Genomic DNA, 26,215 nt, shown 5'->3' on the forward strand with positions numbered 1-26,215 from the left:
TGCCGCGGCGTCATGCCTGGGTGGCGTGGCAGGAAGGAGTCCGTCATGAGCCTTCGAGCGCTCGCCCGCATGTACGCCGACGGGGAGATATCGACGATCGAGGTACTGGCCGAACTCGACAGACGCGTGGACATTCCTCTGTCCGAGGGGCAGCGCGGCCTGTGGGCGCTCGCCAAGATGGAGCCGGAGACGTACGCGTACAACGTTCCCGTGTGCTTCTCGATCGCGGACGTGGACGCCGCGGCGCTTCAAGCCGCGTTCCGCGACACGCTTTCCCGGCATCCGCTTCTCTCCGCCTCGGTGCGCGAGACGGAGGACGGGCCGCGTCTGTCCCCTGGAGATGCGGACGGCTTCCTCGTCGAGCGCGTGGACATCTCCGATGTGCCGTCCGGTCGGGTGCCGGACTCCTTGAAGGAAAGGGCGAGGCGGCCGTTCGACCTGGCCGGTGAGCCGTTGACCAGGCTGGCTGTCCTGCGTCGCTCCGCGTCCGAGGCGTACGTTCTGCTGGTCGTCCATCACCTGGTGATCGATGGAGTGTCGGCGCGTCTCGTCGTCGACACGCTGTTCCGTTCGTACCGGGCGCGGGTCGAGGGGCGGGACGTGCCGATCGAGGTGGGCTCCGCCTCGTTCGGTGAGTTCGTCGCGTGGGAGCGGGACGTGCTCGCCGGTGAGCACGCTGAGGAGGACCGCGCGTTCTGGGTGCGGGAGCTCGCCGGTGCGGACGTCCTCACCGGGTTACCCTCACAGGTGGCTCTGCTGCCGGACGCGCCTCATGTGGGCGAGGTACACACCAGTCGGCTGCCGGACGAGCAGGCCGCCGCCATCGCGGCCTTCACCGCTTCACAGGGGATCAGCCCGGGGATCTTCTTCCTGGCGGCCTTCCTGACTCTGCTGCACCGGTACACCGGAAGCGAGGACCTCGTCATCGGGATGCCGGTGGCCGGGCGTCCGACGGAACGCTTCGACCCGATCGTCGGCTGCTTCGTCAACACGCTGCCCGTCCGGAGCAGGCCGAACGCCGACGAGGAGTTCACGTCGTTCGCCCGGCGCGTTCAGAGCACGGTGCTCGAAGTGCTTGAGCACGGGACCTACCCGTTCCACCGGATCGTCGGCGATCTCGGCGCACGGGGCGCGAACCCGCGGTCGCCTCTCTACCAGATCGTCTACAACTACCAGGATTCCGCTCTCTCCGGATACCTGGGCGAGCGGGCCCGCACCACCGGCGAGACGGACTTCGAGCTCGTCGACGGGCTGTACCAGCTGGGCGAGTACGACCTCACGGTGGACGTGGCTCCCGGTGACGGGTTCCTGGTGAACTGGAAATACCACCCGGACGCCTTCTCGGCCCACGCCGTCGCGGGCATGGCGGAACACTTCGCCACCCTGGTGGACAGCATCCTCGACTCCGACGGGCGGTCGCCGATCGGCAGGCTGAACCTGCTCGACGACGAGGAACGGCACCTCGTCATCGAGGCGTGGAACCGCACCGGGGCCGACTTTCCCGCGCACCGGACGTGCTGGGATCTCTTCGCGGAGCAGGCGGGGGCGAACCCGGGTGCTCCGGCGGTCACCTGCGGGGAGCGGACTCTCACCTACAGCGAACTCGCGGACCGCAGCGCGGCGCTGGCCCAGGAGCTGACGCGTCGAGGCGTCGGGCCCGGGGATGTCGTGGGGGTCTGCTACGAACGGTCGATCGACCTTGTCGTGGCCCTCCTCGCCGTCATGAGGCTCGGCGCGGTGTACCTGCCCCTGGACAGCCGGCTGCCGGCCGAACGCCTCTCCTACATGGTCGAGGACAGCGGCGCGCACCTCATCATCTGCCATGAGGCGGTGATGGACAGACTGGCCGCCCCGGGGACGCCGAAGGCGAGACTGTATCCGACAGACCGTCCGGACGATCAGGCCGCCCGGCCAAGGGCGGCGGCGGGGGAGGCGACCGCCGATACGCCGGACTCGCGAGCCTCGACGCCTCCGGCCGCCTACGTCATCTACACCTCGGGCAGCACGGGGAGACCCAAGGGCGTCGTGGTTCCGCACGCGGCGTTGACCAACTTCCTGCTGGCCATGGCGGAGACGCTGGGAGTGACGTCCGGCGATCGTCTGCTGGCCATCACCACGCACAGCTTCGACATCGCCGCCCTGGAGCTCTACCTTCCGCTGATCACCGGCGGGCAGGTCTGCGTCGGTGAGTCGGCCACGGCCGCCGACGCCACGTTGCTCGCCGAGAAGGTCGCCGACTGGCGGCCCACCATCATGCAGGCCACCCCGGCCACCTGGGCCATGCTGGTGCGCGTCGGATGGCGGAACACCGAGGGCGTCAAGGTGTTGTGCGGCGGCGAGGCGTTGCCCGACGCCCTGAAGGACCAACTCGTGGCGCGCGGCGAGGCCTGGAACCTGTACGGGCCCACGGAGACGACCATCTGGTCAGCGGCCAAGCGGCTGCGCAGCGAGGAGCCGGTGACCATCGGCAGCCCCATCGCCAACACCCAGCTGTACGTCCTCGACCAGAACCTGAATCCCCTGCCTGTCGGTGTGACCGGCGAGCTCCACATCGCGGGCGACGGGGTCGCGCTCGGCTACCACCGGAAGCCGGAGTTGACGGCCGAGCGCTTCCTGGACAACCCGTTCGCGCCAGGACGGCTGTACCGGACCGGTGACCGCGCGCGCCGACTGCCGAACGGCGAGATCGTCGTCCTGGGCCGGATGGACAACCAGGTCAAACTGCGCGGCCACCGCATCGAACCCGGTGAGATCGAGGCGGTGCTCGAAGCCCGCCCGGAGATCGACCGAAGCGTCGTCGTGCTGGAGCATGTCGGACTGTCGGACAGGCTCACGGCCTACTGCACCGGGAGCGGGGACGGGCCGGTCGACGCCGCGCTGCTGCGCGCGGAACTCGCCAGGACCCTCCCCGCCCACATGCTGCCCGCCGCATTCGTGGCCCTGGACGCCTTTCCGCTCACGGCGCACGGAAAGGTCGACCGCGCGAAGCTGACCGAGGGCGCCCGGACGGTGCCGCTCCCGGCCGCCGACAGCCCGGCCGCCGACAGCCCGGTGGCCGCGCTCGACGTCGAGCGGACCGTGCGCGGGATCTTCGAAGAGGTGCTCGGCTCCCGTGACATCGAGCGTGCCGCAGGCTTCTTCGACATCGGCGGAGACTCGTTCGCGGCCATCGAAGCGGTGGAACGGATCAACCGCGAGTACGGCTGCTCCTTGCGGCCCACCAGCCTTTTCGCGCACCCGTCCGTCGCGGCGATGGCCCGACACCTGACGGGGCTGCTGCCCGCCGGGCAGGCATCTGCCGGGCGCGCATCCGCTGGGCGCATACCCGCGGGACAGGCACCTGCCCCGCAGGCACCTGTCGCCCAGCCGGTCGAGCCCGAGCAGCGCCCCGGTCCGCGCCCCGCCACTCCGGCGGCCGACGACGCCTCGCTCGGTGACGCGATCGCGGTGATCGGCATCTCCTGCCGGTTCCCGGGAGCCCAGGACCACCGCGCATTCTGGTCCGGGCTCGTCGAAGGACGCAGCGGCGGCACGTCATGGTCGGCCGAGGAACTGCGCACGCTCGGAGTGCCGGAGGAGCTGATCAGCCGACCCGGATACGTACCGCAGCGGTCGGTCGTGGACGGCAGGGCGGAGTTCGACGCGGCGTTCTTCGACATCTCCCCCCGCGACGCCGAGTTCATGGACCCGCAGGCGCGCTTGCTGCTGCAGCACGCCTGGCAGGCGTTGGAGGACGCCGGTTACCGCCCGGAGGACGTGCCCGGGACCAGCGTCACCACGTCCACGAGCACGAACTTCTACCAGGCCCTGCTCCCGGCGCTGATGGCGAACGCGTCGGGCCCGCGGGTCCTGGCGAACTCCGAGACGTACGCCGCGTGGCTGTTCGCCCAGGGCGGCACGGTGCCCACGATGATCTCCACGAAGCTGGGCCTGCGTGGTCCCAGCATGGCGGTGAGCACCAACTGCTCATCGGCGCTGAGCGCGGTGCACGTCGCCTGCCAGGGACTCCTGGCCGGCGATGCCGACCAGGCGATCGTCGGCGCGGCCAGCCTGTTCTCCGCGGGGGAACTGGGTTACGTGCACCAGCCGGGCCTGAACTTCTCGAGCGACGGGCACAGTCGCGCCTTCGCCGACGGCGCCGACGGCATGTCCGGCGGTGAGGGTGTCGGCGTGGTCGTCCTCAAGCGCGCCAGTGAGGCGATAGCCGCCGGCGACCACATCTACTGCCTGATCCGCGGCGTCGCGGTGAACAACGACGGCGGCGACAAAGCGGGGTTCTACGCGCCCAGTGTGCGCGGGCAGGCCGAGGTGATCCGCAAGGCGCTGGACAAGGCGGGCACGGACCCGTCGACGATCAGCTACGTCGAAGCGCACGGCACGGGCACGAGGCTCGGCGATCCCATCGAGGTCGCCGCCCTGACCGAGGCGTACCGCGACTACACAGAACGCAGCCGGTTCTGCGGCATCGGCTCGGTCAAGAGCAACATCGGCCACCTGGACGCGGCCGCGGGGATCGCCGGCCTCATCAAGGTGGCCCTGGCCCTGCGGCACGGAGAGGTTCCGCGGACCCTGCACTGCGACGCGCCCAGCTCGGAGATCGACTGGGACGAGTCGCCGTTCTTCGTGACCGACCGGAATCTCCCGCTGGACGGCGACCAGCCCGCGCGTGCGGGGCTGAGCTCCTTCGGGATCGGCGGCACCAACGCGCACGCGGTACTGGAACAGGCGCCGACCGGTGCGCGGACCGCCGGACGCCCCGGCCCCCAGGCGGTGGTCCTCTCGGCCCGTGACGGGGAGCGGCTCGGCGTCCTCGCGCGGCAGCTTCTGGAGTTCCTGCCGGGGTACCGGGACGCGCACGGCGATCTGGCGTCACTCGCGTACACGCTCCAGGTCGGGCGACGGGCGATGGCCGAACGCGTGGTCCTCGTCGCGAACGACGTCGACGGGCTGATCGCGACCCTTCAGGGCTACGTCGAGCGCGGGGCACGCGGAACGGTCTTCGAAGGTACGGCCCGACGGCCCGAGGACCAGCTGCTCGGTCTCTTCGATCGCCCCGGGGAGCTGCGGGACCTGGTCGCCGGGTGGCTCGAACACGGGGAGTGGGAGAAGATCGCGCCCCTGTGGGTCAACGGCGTCGACGTCGAGTGGCACGCCCACCACGGCGCGAATCCGCCGGTGCGGGTGAGCCTGCCGACGTATCCGTTCGCCGCGAAACGGTACTGGCCGACCGCCGACGCGGTGCCGGTCCCTCGGGCCGCCGACCCGCTCGACGCGGCGTCGTTGCTCGTGGCCGCTGCCGGGCCGGAGAGCGTCGAGACGTTCCTGTCCGGCCGCACGTCCGCCACGGAGGAGATGGACGGCCTCTCGCGCCCGCTCGTGCTCGCACAGCTCGTGGCGGCGGGACTCTTCGACGCGCCCGTTCGTCGCGACCCGAGTGGGCAGGGGATCACGGGAATCACCGGAATCGCGCCGTCCTTCGCCCAGTGGCTCGACCATACGGTGACCGTGCTGCTGAGCCACGGTGAACTCGTGCGTGAGGGCGAGTTCGTGGCGCCCGGGCAGGGCGCGCCGGGCCTCGAACAGGCGTGGCGCGCCTGGCGCGCGTGGAAGGACGCCCGTGCCGAGGACCCGGAGCTGGCGGCCAAGACCGGCCTGACCGACCGCATGGTCGAGGCCTTGCCCGCGATCCTGTCCGGGCGGACGAAGGCCACGGCGGTGATGTTCCCGGGTGGCTCGTTCTCGCTGGTCGAACCGGCGTACCGGGGGAACGCGACGGCCGACTACTTCAACGAGGTGACGGCCGGCGCGGTGCGCGCGGAGGCGGACGCCCGCCGCGGCGGGATCCGGCTGCTGGAGATCGGAGCGGGCACCGGCAGCACCAGCGAGCGCGTCTTCGCCCGGCTGACGGGCCGCGACGTCGCCGAGTACCGCTACACGGACGTTTCGAAGGCGTTCCTGATCGACGCGGAGCGGCGGTTCTCCGGACGGGTGCCGTACGTGTCCTTCTCGGCTTTCGACGTGGAGCGGGAGCCCGGCGCACAGGGGCTCGGCGCGGGCGACTACGACATCGTCATCGCCAACAACGTGCTGCACGCCACCAAGGACATCGTGCAGGCAGTGCGTCATGCCAGAGCACTGCTGCGGCCCGGCGGAGTCCTCGTACTCAACGAGCTCGCCCGGAACGACTGGTGGTCGCACCTGACCTTCGGGCTCCTGGACGGGTGGTGGCGGTTCACGGACGGAAGGCGTATCCAGGGGGGACCGGCGCTGTCCTCGGAGGCGTGGCGCGACGTGCTGCGCGCGTGCGGGTTCGACACGGTCGAACTGCTGGCGGAGCCCGCCCGCGACCTGGGCCAGCAGGTGCTGCTGGCGCGCGCCGGTTCGCCCGTCCCGCGCCGGGATCCGCGGCCTGCCGCGCCCGGTTCGCTTCCGGAGCACGTCCGCGCGACCGTCGAGCGGATCCTCGCCGAGACGCTGAAGCTGACCGCGGACGAGCTCGCGCCCGAGAAGCCCTTCGCCGACTACGGACTGGACTCGCTCACCGGCGTCTCGCTGGTGCAACGGCTCAACGAGTCGCTGGGCACCGATCTCGATCCGAGCGTGCTGTTCGAGAACCCGTCGATCAGGCGGCTGACCGGTTTCATCGTCGACGAGGAAGGCGCCGCCATCGTGGCCGCGGTGCCCGCGCCGTCGCCGGTACCCGAGGCTCCTGCGGTACGTGAGGCGTCCGCGGTGCCCGAGCCGTCCGTGGCGCCCAAACGGTCCGCGGTGTCCGATTCGTCCCCGGTGTCCGAGCTGTCCGCCGTATCCGAGCGGTCCACCGTATCCGGGCCGTCCGCCCCCTCCGGGCCGTCCGGCGGTGTCCGGGAGCCCGTCGCGATCGTCGGTATGAGCGGCCGGTTCCCGGGCGCCCGGGATGCCGACGAGTTCTGGGACCTGTTGGCCTCCGGCCGCGACGCTGTCTCGAAGGTGGACCGCTGGGACCTCGCGTCGCTGGGCAGCGTCTGCCTGGACGGCGGCCTCCTGGACGGCGTCGACGAGTTCGACCCGCTCTTCTTCGGGATCTCCGGTGCTGAAGCGGTCTACATGGAGCCGCAGCAGCGGCTGTTCCTTCAGGAAGCGTGGCGGGCGCTGGAGGACGCGGGCCACGCGGGCGAGTCGCTGGACCGCGACCGGTGCGGCATCTACGTGGGCTGCGCCGCCGGCGACTACCTGGATCTGACGGGGCCGTCCGACTACCCCGGCCAGGCGCTGTGGGGCAACATGAACTCGCTCGTGCCGTCCCGCATCGCGTACTACCTGGACCTGCACGGACCGGCGATCGCGGTCGACACCGCGTGCTCCAGCTCGCTGGTCTCCCTCTACCTGGCGTGTCAGGCGCTGTGGGCGGGCGAGGTCACCACGGCGATCGCGGGCGGCGTCTACGTACAGAACTCGCCGCGGCTGTACCTGGCGGCGTCGCGGGCGGGGATGCTCTCCCCGACAGGCCGGTGCCGTTCGTTCGACCAGGCGGCCGACGGATTCGTGCCCGCCGAGGGAGTCGGTGCGCTGATCCTCAAACGGCTCTCGGACGCGGAGGCGGACGGCGACCACATCCACGGCGTGATCCGTGGAATCGGGATCAACCACAACGGCACGACGAACGGGATCGCCGCGCCGAACGGGACCTCGCAGGAACGGCTGATCCGGCAGATCTACCAGGACTTCGACATCGACCCCGCCGGGATCGGGCTGGTCGAGGCACACGGCACCGGAACCAAGCTCGGCGATCCGGTGGAATTCCGGGCCCTCGATCGCGCGTTCCGCGGCTTCACGGACGCCGAGCGGTTCTGCTCGCTCGGCTCGTCCAAGGCGTCCATCGGCCACGCGCAGGCCGCGGCCGGCGTGATCGGCGTCATCAAAACACTGCTGGCGATGAGGCACGAGGTGATCCCCGGCCTGCCGCACCACACCGCGACGAACTCCAGTGTCACGTTGGCCGGCAGCCCGTTCTTCGTACACACGGAGCCGAGGCGGTGGGCCGTGCCGGAGGGCGGCAAACGGCGTGCCGCGGTCACGTCGCTCGGCGCGAGCGGAACCAACGCCCACGCGGTCATCGAGCAGCCGTCGCACCCGCCCACGCCGACGCGGAGCAGACAGGGCGGGGACCGGTTGATCGTGCTGTCGGCGGCGACGGAGCACGCCTTGAGCGAACAGGTGGCCCGGCTCGCGCGCCACTGCCGGGAGCACCCGGACCTCGATGTCGGCGAGGTGAGCCACACACTCCTGCTCGGCCGCAGGCACCTGCGGCACCGATGGGCGTGTGTGGTCCGGGACATCGCGGAACTGGAAAGCCGGTGCACCACCCGGCTCTCCGGCCAGGACCTTCCGACGAGGAGCGCCGACTCCGGGGTACGGGCACTCGCCCAGCGGTTCCTCGACGGTGAGGCACCGGATTTCGCCGAGTTGTTCCGCGACAGCCGTTACCGCCGCGTTCCGCTGCCCGGCTACCCCTTCGCGGGGGAACGCTATGCGCTGCCGATCCGCGCGACGGCTGACGACGGGCCGCGGTGCGATGGGGGAGCCCTCACCGGCGACGAGTTCTACCTGCGGGAGCATCAGGTGCAGGGGACCGGGATCGCCCCGGGGGCCATGTATCTGCGGTGGGTCGCGGCAGCGGCGGTGCGGACCGCGAGCGACGCGGTCCGCCTGCACGACATCGTCTTCCTGCGCCCCCTTTCGGTAGCGGCGGTGCCGCGCGCCCTGCGGGTGGACCTTCGCGCGGACGGCGACGTCACCCGGTTCACGGTGTCCTCCACCGAGTCCGCCGGAGACGAGCCCGTTCTCCACTGTCAGGGCGAGGTGTCCGCCGGGGAACCGACGGGTGCGCAGGCGCTCGACCTGCCCGCGCTGCTTCGGGAATTCCGGACCATGGAATTCGACCCCCGGCGGTTCTACGCCGAGTGGCGGGAGCGCGGCATCGCCTACGGCCCCACGTTCCAGGGGGTCGTGGCGGTGCACCGCGGCGACGACGCGGTGCTCGCCGAACTGCGGCTGCCCGGTGCGGCGTCAGGGACCGTGGACGGCCCCGTCCCGCACCCGGCGCTGGTGGACTCGGCGATGCAGTGCATGCGCCTGCTCGACGCCGGCGATCGGGTCGGGTTGGTGTTCACCATCAAGTCGGCCGAAGTCCTCGCCCCCGGCGCGACCACCATGTGGGCCCTGATACGCCGTGCCGAGGACGCGCGCGGCGCCGACCGGATCGACATCGACCTCGCGACCGGTGACGGCACGGTGTGCCTGCGGCTGCGAGGCATCGCAGGCCGTCGAGCCGAGCAGAGGCCGGAGCAGACACCGGAGCGGAAGCCGGAGCAGAGGCCGGGCCCGGCGGACGGCGTCGCCACGCTGATACCGGTGTGGGACCCCCTTCAGCGGACGGAGTCCGCCACGTGGCCGCGGAGTTCCGCATCAGTGGGCATCATCGCGTCCCCGGGGAAGGCGCGGGACGTTCTCCTCGCGCGCCTGCCGGGCGCGCACGTGCTCGCGGACCCGTCGCAGCGTACGCGCGACGACCTGGAGGCGTCTCTCCGGTCGGTCCCGGAGCTCGACCACCTGATCTGGGTGGCGCCCGGCGCCGTGGTCGACCGGTCCGGTGCGAGCGTCGTCGAGAGCCAGGCGGGCGGTTCGCTGCACGCCTTCCGTACGGTGCGAGCACTGCTGGCCGCAGGGTACGGCGATCGCTCCCTGGGCCTGACCCTGGTTACCGAGCGGGCGCACGCCGTCCACGAGGCCGAGGCCGTCGACCCGGCGCACGCCGGAGTGGCCGGCCTGGCGGGGTCGACCGCGAAGGAGTACCCGAACTGGCGGGTGCGGGTGGCGGACGTCGAGGACTACGACGCGCCTTCTCTCGCCGCGGTGCTCGACCTGGCCGCTGACCCGGACGGCAACCTGCGTATCCACCGCGACGGCCGGTGGCACGAGCAGCGGCTGATGACCGTTCAGCCGGCCTCGCCCACCTCGTCCCGGCTGAGGCAGGGCGGCACGTACGTCATCATCGGCGGGGCGGGCGCCCTCGGCACGGTCATCAGCGAGCACCTGATCCGCCGGTACCGCGCCCAGGTGGTGTGGCTCGGACGCAGGCCGCAGGACGCGCGGGTCGAAGCCGCCATCGCTCGGGCGGCCGGCCCGGACGGGCCCGCGCCGCTGTACCTGCGGTCCGACGCCACCGACCTCGCGTCCCTGGAGGCGGCGAAGGAGGAGATCGTACGACGGTTCGGCCCGGTGCACGGCGTCATCCACTCGGGCCTCGTGTTCTCGGGGGCGAGCCTGGCCCGGATGGGCGAGGCGCAGTTCGAGGACGTGCTGCGCGGCAAGGTCGACGCGAGCGTCCGGTGCATGCAGGTGTTCGGCGGTGACTCACTCGATTTCGCCCTGTTCCTGTCCTCGATCAACTCCTACCTCAAAGCGATCAAGCAGGCGAACTACGCGGCCGCCTGCACGTTCCTCGATTCGTTCGCACTGACGGTGCGACGCCGCTACGGAGCGGTCGGCAAGGTGCTGAACCTGGGCTACTGCTTCAACAACGCACCCACCGGGGGAGACCGGGGCGCGGTGGTCGGAGCGCAGGCGCCGCTCATCCAGCCGGACGAGCTGACGGCGGCGGTCGAACGGCTGTGCGCGGGACCGGTCAGCCGGCTGACGTTGATGAAGTTCTCTCCCGCGCTCAACGACCGGGGCATCGTTCTGGGCGACGACGACGTCATCCTCCCCACGGCCGTGGTGCCGGACGCCCTGCCCGCCGACGTCCCAGAACCCGCGGCGGCGCCGGGCGGCGAACTGGAGCGACTGCGCGCCCGCACCGCAGAGCTGACCGCGCTCGCGATCTGATCGCGGCCTTCGAAGGGACTGATCATGAAACAGCTGCTGCTCGACTTCCTCTGGTCCCATCTGCGCACGCTCGGCGCGTTCCGTGAATCCGGGCAGACTCCCCAGGCCGCACGGGAGTCGGCGGGCCTCGCGCCGAGGTACGGCGGCTGGTTCGACGAGTGCCTGCGCGTCTTCGAGGGGGCCGGCTACCTCGACCGGCGGGGCGGCAGGATCCTGCTCGACGACGCCGTGCGGCATCGGCCGGTCGAGCAGCTGTGGCGCGAGTGGGAGAAGCAGGGGCCCGCGTGGCGGGAGAACCCCGACCTCGCGGCCACCCACCTTCTGGTGGAGACCACCTTGCGGGCCTTTCCCGACATCCTCGGCGGGCGGCGACCGGCCACCGAGGTCATCTTCCCCGGGGGATCGCTGGAGCTGGTGCAGAACGCCTACGCGACCAACCCGGCGTCAGCGTTCTTCAACCAGGTGCTGGCCGCCGACCTGGTGGCGCGGCTGCGACGGCGGGCACGAGCCGTGACGGCCGACGCGGCACGGATCCTGGAGATCGGCGCCGGGACGGGGGCCACGAGCGCCGTCGTCCTGGAGGCGCTGCGGTCCGCGCGGCTGGACGTCCGCGAGTATTGCTACACCGACATATCAAGGGCCTTCCTGAACCACGCGGAGCGCTCGTTCGGTGCGGAAAATCCCTCGCTGACCTGCGAAATCCTGGACATCGAGCGCCCGGTGGCAGATCAGGGCCCCACCCTCGGCGGGTACGACGTCGTGGTCGCCGCCAACGTCCTGCACGCCACCCGGGACATCCGCCACACCCTCCGCAACACCAAGGCGCTTCTCCGGCCCGGCGGACTGCTGGTCCTGAACGAGCTGACCGCGAACAACCTGCTCAGCCAGTTCTCGTTCGGCCTCCTCGACGGATGGTGGCGCTACGAGGATCCGCACCTGCGCATCCAGGGCAGCCCGCTGCTCTCCACGGAGCGCTGGCGGCACGTCCTGACGCAGGAGGGATTCCGCGCGGTCACCCTGCCCGCGCAGGATGCCGAGGATCTGGGACAGCAGATCATCGTGGCCGAGAGCGACGGCGTCATACGGCAGGCGAGAGCCGTGCCGCGCCCGTCCGCGCCGCAGGTGGTGCCCTCCGCGCCGCATAGGGCGCCCGCCGCGCCGCAGGTGGCGCCGGTGCGCGAGAGTCCGGCGTGGGCCGTGGCCGATCACAGCGCCGGGAACGGGGCCGGAGACCGGCTGCGCGCCCACATCGAGGCGGTCGCGCTCGGTGTACTGGCAGAGGCCCTGGACATCCCGCGGACGAGGATCGGGCGGGGCGAACCCTTCTCGGACTACGGGCTCGATTCGATCTTCGCGGTGAACGTGGCCCGGACCCTCGGCGGGACGCTCGGCATCGACCTGGACATCACTGTGCTGTTCGAGCACAACACCCTGGCCGAGCTGGGCGAGTTCATCGTCTCCGCATACGCCGACGAGCTGCGGGACGTGCTCCCGCCGGAGCCCGTGCCGCCTGACCGGGCGCCCGAGCCCGTGCGGCCCCGGCCTCGGCCCGGGCCCGACGAGGCCGCGCTCGACGGCATGGCGGTCGTCGGCATGGCGGCACGCTTCCCCGGGGCCGACGACGTCGACGCGTTCTGGCGGATCGTCGAGCAGGGCAGACGGTGCATCACCGTACCGCCGCACGACCGTGCGGACTGGGCGGGCCACGGCGAGGAGGCGGCCGCGCTGCGGGGCGGATTCCTCGACGGGGTGCATGAGTTCGACCCTCTCTTCTTCCGTATGTCGATGACCGAGGCACGCCAGGTGACGCCGGAGCTGCGCCTGCTGTTGATGACGGCGTGGAACGCCGTCGAGGACGCGGGCTATCGGCCGGCCGAGCTGCGGAAGCGCCCCACGGGCGTGTTCGTCGCCACGACGCAGAGCGAGTACCGGCCCGCGGCCATGGGCCTGATGAGTCTGCCGTCGCCCTCGATGGTGCCCAACCGGATCTCGTACCTCCTCGACCTCAACGGCCCCAGTGAGCAGTGCGACACGACCTGCTCGTCCTCGTTCGTGGCCCTGCACCGGGCGATCCGGTCCATCCGCGACGGCGAGTGCGAGCAGGCGCTCGTCGGCGGGGTGAACCTGGTGATGTCGCCCGCGGGTTTCGGCGGGATGCTGGCCGCGGGGATGCTCAGCCCACGCGGTGACGTCCGGCCGTTCCAGCAGGGCGCCGACGGTACGGCGCGCAGCGAGGGCGTAGCCGCCGTACTGATCAAACCACTGAGCCGGGCCATCGAGGACGGGGACTTCGTCCACTGCGTCGTGCGCGGCACCGGCGTGGCCCACGGCGGCAGGGGGGTGTCCTTCACGGCACCGAACATCAGGGGCATGAAGGCAGCCGTCGCGCACGCCTACGCCGACGCCGCGATCGATCCGGGCGCCGTGGACTACATCGAGACCCACGGTATGAGCTCGATGCTGGCGGACAGCGCGGAGCTGGCGGCGCTCGGCGCCGGACTCCGCAGCGAGCACGACAGCGAGCAGGACACCGAGCACGACAGCGAAGGCGTGACGTATCTGGGCAACGTGAAGCCCTGCATCGGGCACACGGAGGTCGTCTCCGGCCTGGCCGCGCTGGTGAAGACCGCGCAGGCGATGCGGCACGGCGTTGTCCCGGCGGTCCCGGGCTTCGGGCGGCTGCACCGCGACCTCTCCCTCAAGGGGACGCGGCTGCGCATCGCCGAGCGGAACCTGCCGTGGCCCGAGCGCACCGACGACGCCGGCCGGTTGCTGCCGCGCCGCGCGAGCATGCACAGCTTCGGGATCGGCGGCGTGAACGCGCATGTCGTGCTGGAGCAGCACATCGCCTCCGCCGACCCGGCGACCGCCCCGGACAACGAACCGGGCGCGCAGGTCCTGGTGCTCTCCGCGCGCAGCGTCGACGCTCTGCGCGAGCGGGCGCGCCGGCTGATGCATCGGCTTGCCGAAGCGGATCCGCGCTCCTGGGCGGACATCGCGTACACGTTGCAGGTCGGCCGGGAAGCGATGAGCTGCCGGCTGGCGTTCGTGGCGCGGAGCACGGACGAGGCCGCCCGCACTCTGGGCGGTTGGCTCGACGGCGACCCGGACACGCTCACCCATGTGGCGTTCGCGGACGGCGTCGAACCTGGCGCCGCCGACGCGCACGACGGGGAGCCGGCGCGGCTCGACCGCGTACCGGAACGCTGGGCCGCGGGCACGCCCGTGGACTGGGAGCTGATGCATCGCGGCGCTCGACGCAGACGGATCGGCCTGCCCGGCTACCCCTTCGCCCGCCTGTCCTGTTTCGCCGAGCAGGCGCCGCGGGCGGATCAGCCCGCGCACACGGAGGTCGGCCCTCCGGACGGCGAAGCCTTCGTCGCCGACCTCGTCGCCTCGGTGCTGGGCATCCCGCGCCACGAGATCGACGGCACCAGGTCGCTCGCCGACTACGGCCTCAACTCCCTCCTCCTGGTCGCGATGCTGGGCCGGATCAGCAGCGTCTTCCCGGATTTCCGGCCCGAATGGTGGCAGCCGCACGACACGTTGAACGACGTGGTCGCGAAGCTGCCCGAGGCCCGGGCCCGCTCCACCCGCGCGCCGGCCCCGGAGCTGGTCCGCCTCAACGGCGCGACCGACGGCAGACCGGTCTTCTGGATCCACGGAGCCCTCGCCGGCGTCGAGTCCTACCGCACGATCGCCGAGCGGATCGACCGCCCGTTCTACGGCATCCAGGCCCGTGGCCTGCTGACCGAGGACCCGCCGATCGAGGGCCTCACGGCCATGGCCGAGCACTACACCGAGGCCATCCGCTCGGTGCAGCCCGAGGGGCCGTACGACGTCGGCGGATTCTGCCTCGGCGGCATCGTCGCCTATGAGGTGACCCGGCGGCTACAGGAACAGGGCCAGGACGTGGCCTCACTGACGATGGTGGACTCGCCGGACGAGACCGGCCTGGCGAAGTCGAACGCGAACGGGTTCCAGTCGGCGCACAGCGCGGCCCTCCAGGTCGTCAACTCCCTGCTCTGGCCCGCGGGGGAGAAGGACCCGGCGGTCCTGCGCGCCCGTCTCGTCCACCGCGACGAGGTCACCGAGGACCTGGACGAGGACGCGTTCGTCACCCGGCTCGCGGAGCTGGCGGCCGAGCGCGGGCTCGCCATGAGACCGGACCGGATCACGCGGTTCGTCAGACGCAACATGGCGATCCAGCTCGCCTACCGGCTCGGCGAGCACACCATCAGGCCCCTGCCACGGCCGGAAGCCGTGGTGTGCACCTACTTCCACAACCGGCGCGGGCTCTTCCTGGGCGAGGCCGAACCCTACTTCCAGGTCACCGGCGAGACCTTCTCCCTCGACCACGTGAACTACCAGCAGGACTGGGGGCGCGAACTGCCGGGCCTCCGCCTGGTGGAGATCGACGCCGCGAACCACATGACCATCCTGAACGACGCGGAGCCACTCGCCGCGATCGAGGAGACATGCCTGGCGCTCTACGCGCCCGACGAGATCGGGGCTTCCCGTGGCTGACCGGACCACCGACCGGACGTACGACCGCCACGAGCCGGTGGCGATCGTCGGCATCGGTTGCCGACTGCCGGCACGGATCGAGGACCCGACCGCACTCTGGGAGGCTCTGCTCCAGGGCGTCGACGCGGTGTCCCAGGTGCCTGCCGACCGGTGGAACGCCACCGCATGGGCCGACGCGGAGGCGTCCGGCGCGGCGGCGAACCGCCGGGGCGGATTCCTCGACGACGTCACGGGATTCGACGCGGAGTACTTCGGCATCCCCTCGGCCGAGGCACGGCAGATGGACCCGCAGCAGCGGATCGCCCTGGAGGTGGCGTGCGCCGCGGTCGAGGACGCGCGGCGTTCCACAGCGAGTCTCGCGGGCACGCGCACCGGCGTCTTCATGGGCGCGATGTGGCAGGAGTACCCGCTGTTCACCCAGGGCGCCCCGGAGGCGATCCACGCCCACTCGGCCATCGGCTGGGACAACTCGGTGATCCCGTCCCGCATCGCCTACGCGCTGGGGCTGCGCGGCCCCGCGATGGGTGTGGCGACCGCGTCGAGCTCCTCCTTGGTCGCGGTGCACCTCGCCGTGCAGAGCCTGCGCTCCGGCGAGTCGGACTTCGCACTGGCCGGCGGCGTCAACCTGATGCTGCATCCGAACACCTCGGTGGCCCTGACGAAACTCGGCACGCAGAGCCCCGCCGGCCTGTCCCGGGCCTTCGACGGCGACGGCGACGGCTACGCCCGGGGCGAGGGCTGCGCGGTGGTCGTGCTGCGCCGGCTGTCCGACGCGCTCGCCGACGGCGACCGCGTCTACGCGCTGGTGCGCGGCAGCGCCGTCAACAACGACGGAGCGACGGACGGACTGACCGCCCCCGGCCACGAGGCCCAGACGGAGGTGCTGCGGTCGGCGTGGGAGAACGCCGGTGTCGCGCCGCGTGCCGTGTCGTACGTCGAGGCGCACGGCACGGGCACGCCCCTGGGCGACGTGACGGAGGCGGGCGCGCTCGGCACCGTGTTCGGGCCCGACCGGCCCGCGCCGCTGCGCATCGGCTCGGCGAAGACGAACTTCGGCCATCTGGAGCCGGCGGCCGGCGTGCTCGGGCTCGTCAAGGCCGCGCTGGCGGTGCACCACGGCGTCATTCCGGCGAGCCTGCACTTCCGCACCCCGAACCCGCGCATCGACTTCGCCGCCCACCGTCTGGAAGTGGTCACCGAGGCAGCCGCGTGGCCGGCCGGGCCGCGGTTCGCGGGGGTGAGCAGCTTCGGATACGGCGGTACCAACGCCCACATCGCCCTCGGCGAGGCGCCCGGGGGCGCGCCGGCGCCGGCCGCACCGGATGGTGCGGGCGGTCCGGTCTGCCTGCCGGTGTCCGGCACGAGCCCGCACGCGCTCGCGCGCAACGCCGCACGGCTGGCGAGCCACCTCGGGCAGTCGCCCGGGACGAGGCTGTCCGACATCGCCCACTCGCTGGCGACGACCCGCACGCACCACCCCGCGCGCGGGGTGGTGATCGCCGGCACGACGGACGAGGCGGTGGCCGGTCTCCGGGCACTCGCCGCGGACGAGAGCCACGACGCGGTGGTGACGGGCGCGGCTGCCGATCGCGGCCGCGTCGCGTTCGTCTTCCCCGGCCAGGGTGCCCAGTGGTGGGGGATGGGCCGCTCGCTGTGGGAGCGGAACGACGCGTTCCGCGAAGCCGTGACCGCCTGCGACGAGGCCCTCGCCCCGCACACCGGGTTCTCCGTCGCCGCGGTCGTGCGTGGGCAGGACGGTCGCGCGCCGGCCTTCACGCGCACGGACGTCGTGCAGCCGGCGCTGTTCGCGATGTACGTCGGTCTCGCCGCGATGTGGCGCGCCTGGGGCGTCGAGCCCGCGGCGGTCGTCGGCCACAGCCAGGGTGAGGTGGCCGCTGCGGTCGTCAGCGGGGCGTTGAGCCTGGCGGACGGCGCTCGCATCGTGGCGTTGCGCGCCCGTGCCGTGCACGACCACGCGCCGGACGGCGCGATGGGCCTCGTGGAGCGCCCGGTGGGCGAGGTCACCGAGGAGCTGGCGGCCTACGGCGAGGCGCTGTCCGTCGCGGTGGTGAACACCGCGCGATCGACCGTGGTGGCCGGAGACGCCGAGGCGGTGGACCGCTTCCTCGCGCAGATGGAGGCGACCGGCGCGTACTGCCAGCGCGTGGACGTGGACTACGCGTCGCACAGCCCGCACATGGATGCGCTGCTGCCCGGGCTGCGCGAGCAGCTCACGGGCCTGGCCCCCGCGGACGCGGGGATCGCCTTCTATTCGAGCGTGACGGGGGAGCGGGCAGCGGGGCCGGAGCTCGACGCGGACTACTGGTGCCGCAACCTGCGCCGGCCGGTGCGCTTCGACCGCGCGCTGGAACGCCTGCGAGCGGACGGGTTCGGGACCTTCGTCGAGGTGAGTCCGCATCCGGTGCTCCAGATAGCCCTGGCGCAGGGAACCGAAGCCGGCGGGGCGGCCGTCGTGGTGGGCAGCCTGCGCCGCGATCACGGCGGCATCGGACAGGCGCTGCGGGCGCTGGCGGAGCTGCACAGCCAAGGGGTTCCGATCCCTTGGCAGCGGGTGTTCCCGACCTCGGACACGGGCAGGGCGGATCTTCCGACGTACGCGTTCGAACGCCGCAGCTACTGGCTGGACGAACACGACGACGCGGTCCCGGCCGTCACCGGTGCCTCGTGGCGCGAGGACGTGATGGCGCTGCCCGAACCCGAGCGCCCGGGATTCATGGTCGCACTCGTCACGGAGGTGGCCGCGGCCCTGCTCGGCCGGCCCGCGGAAGGCGTGCGCCCCGACGCGACGCTGCGCGAACAGGGTTTCGACTCCCTCATGGTGGTCGAGCTGCGCAACCGGCTCAGCGCACGGACACGGGTCCCCCTGCCCACCGTGCTCGCCTTCGACTACCCCACACCGCGCGCGATCGCGGCACTGCTGCTGACGCACGCCGACGCGCGGTACGAGGACCCGCACGTCCCGCCCGCCGTCGTCGCCGCGACGCCCGTGCGGTCCGACGACGACGACCCCGTCGTGATCGTCTCCATGGCCTGTCGGCTCCCGGACGGCATCGACACGCCCGAAGCGTTCTGGGACCTGCTCGTCGACGGCCGCGAAGCCTCCTCCCCGTTCCCGCGGCGCTGGGACGGATGGGACCTCAGCACGATCGAGGAGGCGGAGCGCGCCGCCACGGGCAGGCGCTTCGAGCGCAAGGGCGGCTTCGTACGCGACGTCGAGGACTTCGACGCGGCGTTCTTCGGACTCAGCCCGCGTGAGGCGCTGTCCCTGGACCCGCAGCAGCGGCTCGTTCTGGAAGTCGCCTGGGAGGCACTGGAGCGGGCCAATCTGCGTACCACGTCCCTCGAAGGCAGCAACACCGGCGTCTATCTCGGCGCGATGAGTTCGGACTACGACATCGCTCGCCGCTGGGACGTCGGGAGCAGCGACGGCTACAAGATCACCGGCAACGGGTCGAGCCTGATCTCCGGGCGGGTGGCCTACACCCTCGGACTGTCCGGGCCGGCGCTCACCATCGACACCGCGTGCAGCTCGTCGCTCGTGGCCCTGCGCCTGGCGTGCGAGGCGCTGCGCAGCGGCGAGTGCGACCTGGCGCTCGCCGGCGGGGTGACCGTGATGAGCACCCCGCAGATCTTCGTCGAGTTCAGCCGCCTCAACGGGCTCGCGGCCGACGGCCGCTGCAAGAGCTTCGCCGACGACGCCGACGGGACGAGCTGGGCGGAAGGCTGCGGCGTCCTGGTGCTCAAGCGGCTCAACGACGCGCGGCGCGACGGTGACCGTGTGCTGGCCGTCGTCCGGGGCACCGCCATGAACCAGGACGGCCGCAGCCAGGGGCTCACCGCGCCGAACGGCCTCGCGCAGCAGCGCGTGCTCCGGAGCGCCTTGGCCGACGGGGGACTGGCCCCGGCCGACATCGACGCCGTCGAGGCGCACGCCACGGGCACCGTGCTCGGCGATCCCATCGAGGTCGGCGCCCTCGCCACGGTGTTCTCGGGCCGTGTGCGGCCCGTGCACCTGGGATCGGCCAAGTCCAACATCGGGCACGCACAGGCGGCCTCCGGTGTCATCGGCGTCATCAAGATGGTGCTGGCGCTTCAGCACGAGTGGCTGCCCCGCACGCTCCACGCGGAGAAGCCGAACACCCGGATCGACTGGACCGGCGGCGAACTGGAACTCCTGCGGCAGCCGAGGAAGTGGCCGCGGACCCGGCGGGTGCGTCGCGCCGGCATCAGCTCGTTCGGTATCAGCGGTACGAACACGCACGTCATCATCGAAGAAGCACCGGAGACCGTCGTCGCGGACCGGCCCGCCGAGGATCTCGTCCACCCGGCCGGCGAGGATCTCGTCCACCCGTTGGTGATCTCGGGCACCGACGTGGCCGCCCTGCGTGCGCAGGCCCAGCACTGGGCCGAGTGGCTCGACGCGCGGCCCGCCGCGTCGATGCGGGACATCGCCCACACCTCCGCCGTCGGCCGTACGCACTTCGACGCGCGCGCCGTGGTCTTCGCGGGCAGCGCCGGGGACGCCGCCGAAGCCCTGCGGGCGGTCGAGCCGGGCTCCGGAACGGCGCCGGGGGACATCGCCTTCGTGTTCGGCGGTCAGGGCGCGCAGCCGCCGGGTACGAGCGGTCGACTCCTGGAGCAGAGCGAGGTGTTCCGCGACACCGTGGCGGAGTGCGACGCGGTCCTCTCGCCGATGACCGGCTGGTCCGTGCTGAAGGTGCTGCGCGGCGAGGAGGACGCGAACGGCCCCGACGTGCTGCCGTGCACGCTGTTCGCGACCTACCTCGGACGTGCGGCGCTGTGGCGCAGTTGGGGTGTGGAGCCGGCGGCGGTGGTGGGCGACGCAGAGGGGGAGGTCGCCGCAGCCGTGGTCTGCGGGGCGTTGAGCCTGGAGGACGGCGCCCGCGTCATCGCCCTGCGAGCCGGCGCGCGCTCCGGGGACGCGGCCGGCGGTGCGCTTTCAGGGATCGTCCCTGCCCGGACGTCGATCCCCTTCCGTTCGCGCCTGACGGGCGAGGTCGTGCCGGGCCCGGACGTCGGCGGCGACTACTGGTTCCGAGACCTGCCGGAGCAAGAGCAAGAGCCGGAGCCCGTGGGGCTCGACCGCGCACGGGAGCGGCTGCGCGGCGAGGGCTTCGGCGTGTTCGTCGAGGTCGGCCCACCGGCTGAAGGCGCCTCGGGCGGCGTGGACCAGCTCTGGCGAGCGGCAGCCACGTTGTTCGAGCGGGGCTTCCCTCTGGACTGGGAGCGGGTCCTCGGGTCCCGTGGCGCCGGCAGGATCGACGTCCCGACGTACGCGTTCCAGCGCCAACGCTTCTGGCTCGGCGAACTTCCGGCCGGGCCCGCTGCCAGGACGGCTCCTCAGCTGGCGGACGGTCACCCGTGGTTCGACGCGATCACGGCTCTCGCCGGCGGCGGCGGGTACCTGTTCACCGGCCGGCTGTCGCTCGACGAGGCTCCGTGGCTGGCCGATCACCTCGTCGGCGGGCAGGTCTACGTGCCGGGCGCGGGTCTGGTCGGCGCCGCGCTGTTCGCCGCCCGGACCGCAGGGGCCGACGCCGTGGCAGACGTGACGCTGCTGGAGCCGGTCGTCCTCCTTCCGGGCCGCGCGCTGCGGATCCAGGCCACCGTCGGCGATCCGGACGCGCACGGACGACGCCCCTTCGCGTTCTACAGCCGGCCCGAGGACACGGACGAGCCGCTGAGCTGGCAGCAGCACGTGACCGGAGAGTGCGTGACCCGCGCGAGCGACGGCCCCACGACGCCGCCGGACATCGACCACGGGCCGGTGCCCGATGCCCGGGCCCTCGACATCGAAGCCTTCTACGGACGCGCCCGCGCGAACGGGCTCGACTACGGCCCGGCCTTCCGAGGACTGCGCGAACTCGCATGCGGTGACGGCGTCTACCACGCGCGGGTATCCCTTCCGGACGCGCTGGATCCGGCCGGCCACGGCCTGCATCCCTCGCTGTTCGACGCGGCACTCCAGGTCGTCGTGGCCGGTCTGATGGAGGCGGGCGCGGCTCCCGGGCCGATCGTCCCGTTCATCTGGTCGGACGTCGAGCTGTTCCGTGCCGCGGGCAGAGAACTGGCCGTGCGCGTGTCGTTCGCATCCGGCGGGGACGAGGGCCTCGCGCCGGCCACCGTATGGCTGTCCGACCCGGCAGGCCACCTGGTGGCCCGGATCGGCAGTCTGAGGTTCCAGCGGGGCAGGCGCCGCGGACACCCGTTCGCCGAGCACCTCCACCGCGTCGGCTTCGAACGCGTACACCTCGTGGCCGAAGCCCCCGACCTCGCGGGCACCCTCGTGGTCGGCGACGCGGAGTTGGGCGCGGGGCTCGGCGCCGACGCCGTACCCGACCTGGACGCCCTCGTGAAGCGGCTCGACGCCCGGGCGGATACGCCTCGGCGACTGCTGTTCGCGCTCCCCGACCGCGCGTCCGCCCAGTGGTACGACGCGGAACGGAGCGCCGCCGAAGCGCTGCGGACGCTTCAGGTGTGCTTCGGCGACGCCCGGCTCCAGGGCGCGGAGCTCATCTGGATCACCCGTGACGCGGTGTCGTCGAGCCCCGGGGACCAGGTGGGGAACTGGGCCCATGCCGCGGTGTGGGGCATGGTGCGCACGGCCCGCACGGAACAGCCCGAGCGCGTCCTGCGCCTGATCGACCTCGATCCCGGAACCCCGGACTTCCGGCTCCTGGCGCGTGCGGTCGAGAGCGGCGGCGAGCCGGAGTGCGTGCTGCGCGGCGAGACCGCCCGTGTGCCACGAGCGAGGCCGACCGTCGAGGAGGTCGAGGCGCTCGTCCTGCCGGACGCGGACGACTGGCAGGTGCGTCGACGGGAGGACGACCGGCTGGACGTCGTCGCCGCCACGCACGACGAGGGCGCACCGGAGCCGCTCACGCCATCAGCGGTCGGCGTCGAGGTGCGCGCCGCCGTGATGACCCCGGGGAACGCACCGGTCCTGGAGTTCGCGGGAATCGTCACCGAGGTCGGCGGCGGCGTCGCCTCCGTCCACGCGGGCGACCGGGTCACGGGCAGTGCGACGGGCGTGCTCGGCAACCGGATCCGCGTGGACGGTGCCACGCTCAGGCCGATGCCCGCGAACCTCACCTTCGCACAGGCGGCCGCCGATCCGTCCGCCCCCGATCCGGGGCACGACACGGGGGCGTTCACCGCCTTCGACGTACGCGACGCGGCGTACGCCCTGCGCCACGCGCGGCGGAAGCCCGCGCACCCGACCGTACTGACCGTGCCACGCGCCCTGGACCCGGACGGCACGGTGCTGATCACCGGCGGTCTCGGCGAGCTAGGCGGCGCACTCGCCGCACACCTGGTGCGCGCGCACGGAGCGCGGCGGCTCGTGCTGCTGTCGCGGCGCGGCGGCAACGCCCCCGGAGCCGACTCGTCCGTGCGGGAGCTCGAAGCCGCGGGCGCCGAGCGGGTGGACCTGGTCGCGGGCGACGTCGCGGACCGGGCCGCGGTGACCGCGGTACTGGAAGGCATCGACCCGGACCATCCCCTCACGGCCGTGTTCCACCTCGCCGGCGTGCTCGACGACGGCCTCGTGGAGGGCTTCACCGCGGAGCGGCTGCACCGGGTGATGGCCCCCAAGGTCCAGGGCGCGCGCCTGCTGGACGAGTTGACCGAACGGCTGGACCTGGCCGCGTTCGTCCTCTTCTCCTCGGCGGCCGGAACGCTGGGCACCGCGGGACAGAGCGGGTACGCCGCGGCGAACGCGACGCTGGACGCCCTGGCGGCGAACCGGCGCAAGCGGGGTCTGGCCGGACTCAGCCTCGCCTTCGGGCTCTGGGAACAGGCCGGAGTGGGCATGACCGCCCACCTCGGCAAGGCCGAGCTGGGACGCCTGCGGCGTCAGGGGATCGGTGCCCTGACCTTGCCCGAGGGCCTGAACGCCCTGGATGTGGCACTCGCACGGCCCGAGACCCAGCTGATGCCCGTACGCCTGGAGCTGGCATCGTTGCGACACGCGCTCGGCGACGCGGAAGCGCCTCCTCTGCTGCGCGACATGCTGGCGCGCGCGACGGAGGGGCGCCGAGCGGAGGTCTCCGGGACCGCGCAGTCGCTCGATACGCGGATGGCGGACGCCTCCGAGGCCGAACGGCCGGCTCTGCTGCTGCACCTCGTCCGCAGCGAAGTCGCCGACGTGCTCGGCCTGCCCGGACCCGACAGCGTGCCGGCCGACCGAGCACTGCGTTCCCTCGGGATCGACTCGCTCACCATGGTCCAGTTGCGCAAGCGCCTCGCCAAGCTGCTGGACACCACGCTGCCCGCCACCCTGGTGTTCGACTACCCGACCGCCGAGGCCATCGCCGGGCTCCTGCTCCACGACGCCACCACCCTGAGAGGGAACGAGAAGTGAAGACAGAGGCCCTGTTCATCGCGGGTACCGCAACCTACCTGCCCCCGGCGACCAAGGTCGGACAAGCCGTCGCCGACGGCCGGTTCGACGCCCAGGACGCCGAGGACACGCAGCTGGAGTCGGTCTGCGAGGCCACGCACGAAGCTCCGCCCGAGATGGCGGTGGCCGCTGCCGGAGACGCCCTGGAAAGGTCGGGTCACCGGGCCGAGGACATCGCGCTGCTGCTGCACGCCTGCGTGTACTTCCAGGGCCTGGAGCTCTACCCGACGGCTTCCTACATCCACCGCGAAGTGCTCGGGGACCATTCGGCGCTCGCCTTCGAGGTCAAGAACGCCTCCAACGGCTGCATGACCGCGTTGGACATCGCGGCGCGCTCCCTCGCGGCCACCGACGACGTGGCGGCGCTGGTGACCACCGCCGACAAGGTCGGTCCGCCGGCGATCGACCGCTGGAACAGCGACATCGGCATCGTCCCCGGCGACGGCGCGTCGGCGATGGTGCTCAGCAAGAGGTCCGGGTTCGCCCAGGTGCTGAGCACCTCCACGGTGTCGGACCCCACCCTCGAGCGCCTGCACCGCGGCGACGCGCCCTTCACGCCTCACCACGACCCCACGCTCCCCATCGACCTGCGGCTGCGGAAACTCCAGTACCTGGGAGACGTGGAGCTCGACGAGTTCACCCGCCGCTTCCGGGCCGGCCTCAGCGCCTGCGTCGACCGGGCCCTGCACGACGCGGACATACGGCTGGGCGACGTCGCCCGGTTCGTCGTTCCGCACTTCGGACGCATCGTGCTGCAGCGCGAGGTCCTCGCCGCACTCGACATCGACCTCGACCTCACGACCTGGTCCTGGGGCCGCACCGTCGGCCACCTCGGCGCGGGCGACCAGATCGCCGGACTGAACCACCTCGTGGAGGAGCGCGCCGTGGACGTCGGCGACCTCTGCATGCTGCTCGGCGTCGGCGCCGGCTTCACCTGGACGTCTGCCGTGGTCCGGATCACCGAACTTCCCCGGTGGCCGACGCCGTCCTCAGGACTCGGCCTCGGAGGCGGGCGGATCTGATGCGCTGCTACGTGTTCCCGGGGCAGGGAACCCAGAAGAAGGGGATGGGACGCGGCCTGTTCGAAAGGTTCCCCGACCTCCGTGCCCGCGCCGACCGGCTGCTCGGATACTCCATCGAGGAGCTGTGTCTGGAGAACCCGGAACGACGGCTGTCCGAGACCGTGTACGCGCAACCCGCGATCTACGTCGTCAACGCGCTGCACTGGTCGGCGGCGCGGGAGGATCTGCCACCCGCGGACTTCTTCGCGGGCCACAGCCTCGGCGAGTACAGCGCGCTGTTCGCGGCCGGCGCCTTCGACTTCGACACCGGCCTGACGCTGGTGCGACGCCGTGCGGAACTGATGAGCCAGGTCACCGGCGGTGCGATGGCCGCGGTCGTCGGTGTCTCCGAGCAGATCGTCGAGGAGACCCTGAAGCGGCACGACGCCGCCGGCGTCGTCATCGCCAACCACAACGCGCCCGAGCAGTTCGTGCTCTCCGGCAGCCGTGAGGAACTGGCACGGATCAAGCCGGTCTTCGAGAAGGTGGAGGGTGTCCGGGGCTTCGTCCCGGTCCGCGTCAGCGGTCCCTTCCACGCACCGGCGATGGCCCCGGCCGCCGACCGCTTCCGGGACCTGCTGGCCTCGGTCGACGTGGGCGGACTGCGGACCCCGGTCATCTCCAACGTGACCGGCCGGCCGTTTGGCCCCGATGCGCGGGAAGTCCGCGCACTGCTCGCCGAGCAGATCGTCAAGCCCGTCCGCTGGACCGACTGCATCCGGTATCTGCGGGCCGCCGGCGTGTCGGCATTCACGGAACTGGGCGAGTCGAAGGTGCTCACCTCGCTCATCGACCGGATCACCACCGCGCAGGAGACCGCGCCCGACCCGCGCCGAGACCTGATCGAGCGCATCAAGCGCGAGATCCTCCAGCCGGAGATCGGAGACGAGGCGCTGGGCTTCGACGACGACGCGTCGTTCCGGCAGCTCGGTCTGAACTCCATCATCTACGTCCGCCTGGCCCGCCGGGCCGGGACGGTCCTCGGTGTGCCGATCAAGCCGGACATCATCTTCCAGCACCGTTCCTGTGCCGCACTGGCGGACCATCTCCTGACCCGCGACGACATCACCCGAGCCGCAGCGCCCGATACTCCAGCAGCAGTGCCCGAGGCCCCGCCCGCGCCTCTGCGGGAGTACCAGGACGAACGGGTGACGGCCCTGCTGCGCGACTGCGCGAGCGGGACCCTCGGCGTGGACCGCACCATCGAGGCCATCCGCGCCCTGGCGTGACGAGCGCCGAAGGCGACGCTACTTCGGGGGCGGTGTACCGGTAGGTTCGCTACCCACCGCTTCCGAGCTGCCCGGGGGGATGCATGCAG

General features: G+C 72.1%; 5 protein-coding genes. All 5 read left to right on the forward strand.

Annotated features, from left to right (window positions below):
* Positions 1-45: 45 nt before the first annotated feature.
* From OG245_RS35045 to fabD, 5 genes are read left to right on the forward strand one after another with little or no spacing between them, the layout of a single operon-like run.
* A complete protein-coding gene (locus OG245_RS35045; protein WP_371627361.1) occupies positions 46-10,866 on the forward strand; it encodes an amino acid adenylation domain-containing protein in 10,821 nt (3,606 codons plus the stop codon).
* Between the two features lie 24 nt (positions 10,867-10,890).
* On the forward strand, positions 10,891-15,393 hold the full coding sequence (locus OG245_RS35050; protein ID WP_371627362.1) for a beta-ketoacyl synthase N-terminal-like domain-containing protein: 4,503 nt from the start codon (positions 10,891-10,893) through the stop codon (positions 15,391-15,393).
* The gene (locus OG245_RS35055) at positions 15,386-23,797 is read left to right on the forward strand and encodes a type I polyketide synthase (protein WP_371627363.1); all 8,412 of its coding nucleotides are present in this window, start codon (positions 15,386-15,388) and stop codon (positions 23,795-23,797) included. The genes OG245_RS35050 and OG245_RS35055 overlap by 8 nt, the downstream gene beginning before the upstream one ends.
* Complete coding sequence (locus OG245_RS35060; protein ID WP_371627364.1) at positions 23,794-24,858, forward strand: ketoacyl-ACP synthase III family protein; 1,065 nt, start codon at positions 23,794-23,796, stop codon at positions 24,856-24,858. Before OG245_RS35055 ends, OG245_RS35060 begins: the two co-directional genes overlap by 4 nt.
* Positions 24,858-26,126, forward strand: coding sequence for an ACP S-malonyltransferase (gene fabD / locus OG245_RS35065; RefSeq protein ID WP_371627365.1), 1,269 nt, complete (start codon positions 24,858-24,860; stop codon positions 26,124-26,126). The genes OG245_RS35060 and fabD overlap by 1 nt, the downstream gene beginning before the upstream one ends.
* Positions 26,127-26,215 lie beyond the last annotated feature (89 nt).

The sequence above is a fragment of the Streptomyces sp. NBC_01116 genome (assembly GCF_041435495.1).
Lineage (GTDB): Bacteria > Actinomycetota > Actinomycetes > Streptomycetales > Streptomycetaceae > Streptomyces.

What these genes read in the sequence shown, in the direction of transcription:
- OG245_RS35045 (WP_371627361.1), top strand. Translation starts at nt 46, where the DNA reads ATGAGCCTTCGAGCGCTCGCCCGCATGTACGCCGACGGGGAGATATCG.
- OG245_RS35050 (WP_371627362.1), top strand. Translation starts at nt 10,891, where the DNA reads ATGAAACAGCTGCTGCTCGACTTCCTCTGGTCCCATCTGCGCACGCTC.
- fabD (WP_371627365.1), top strand. Translation starts at nt 24,858, where the DNA reads ATGCGCTGCTACGTGTTCCCGGGGCAGGGAACCCAGAAGAAGGGGATG.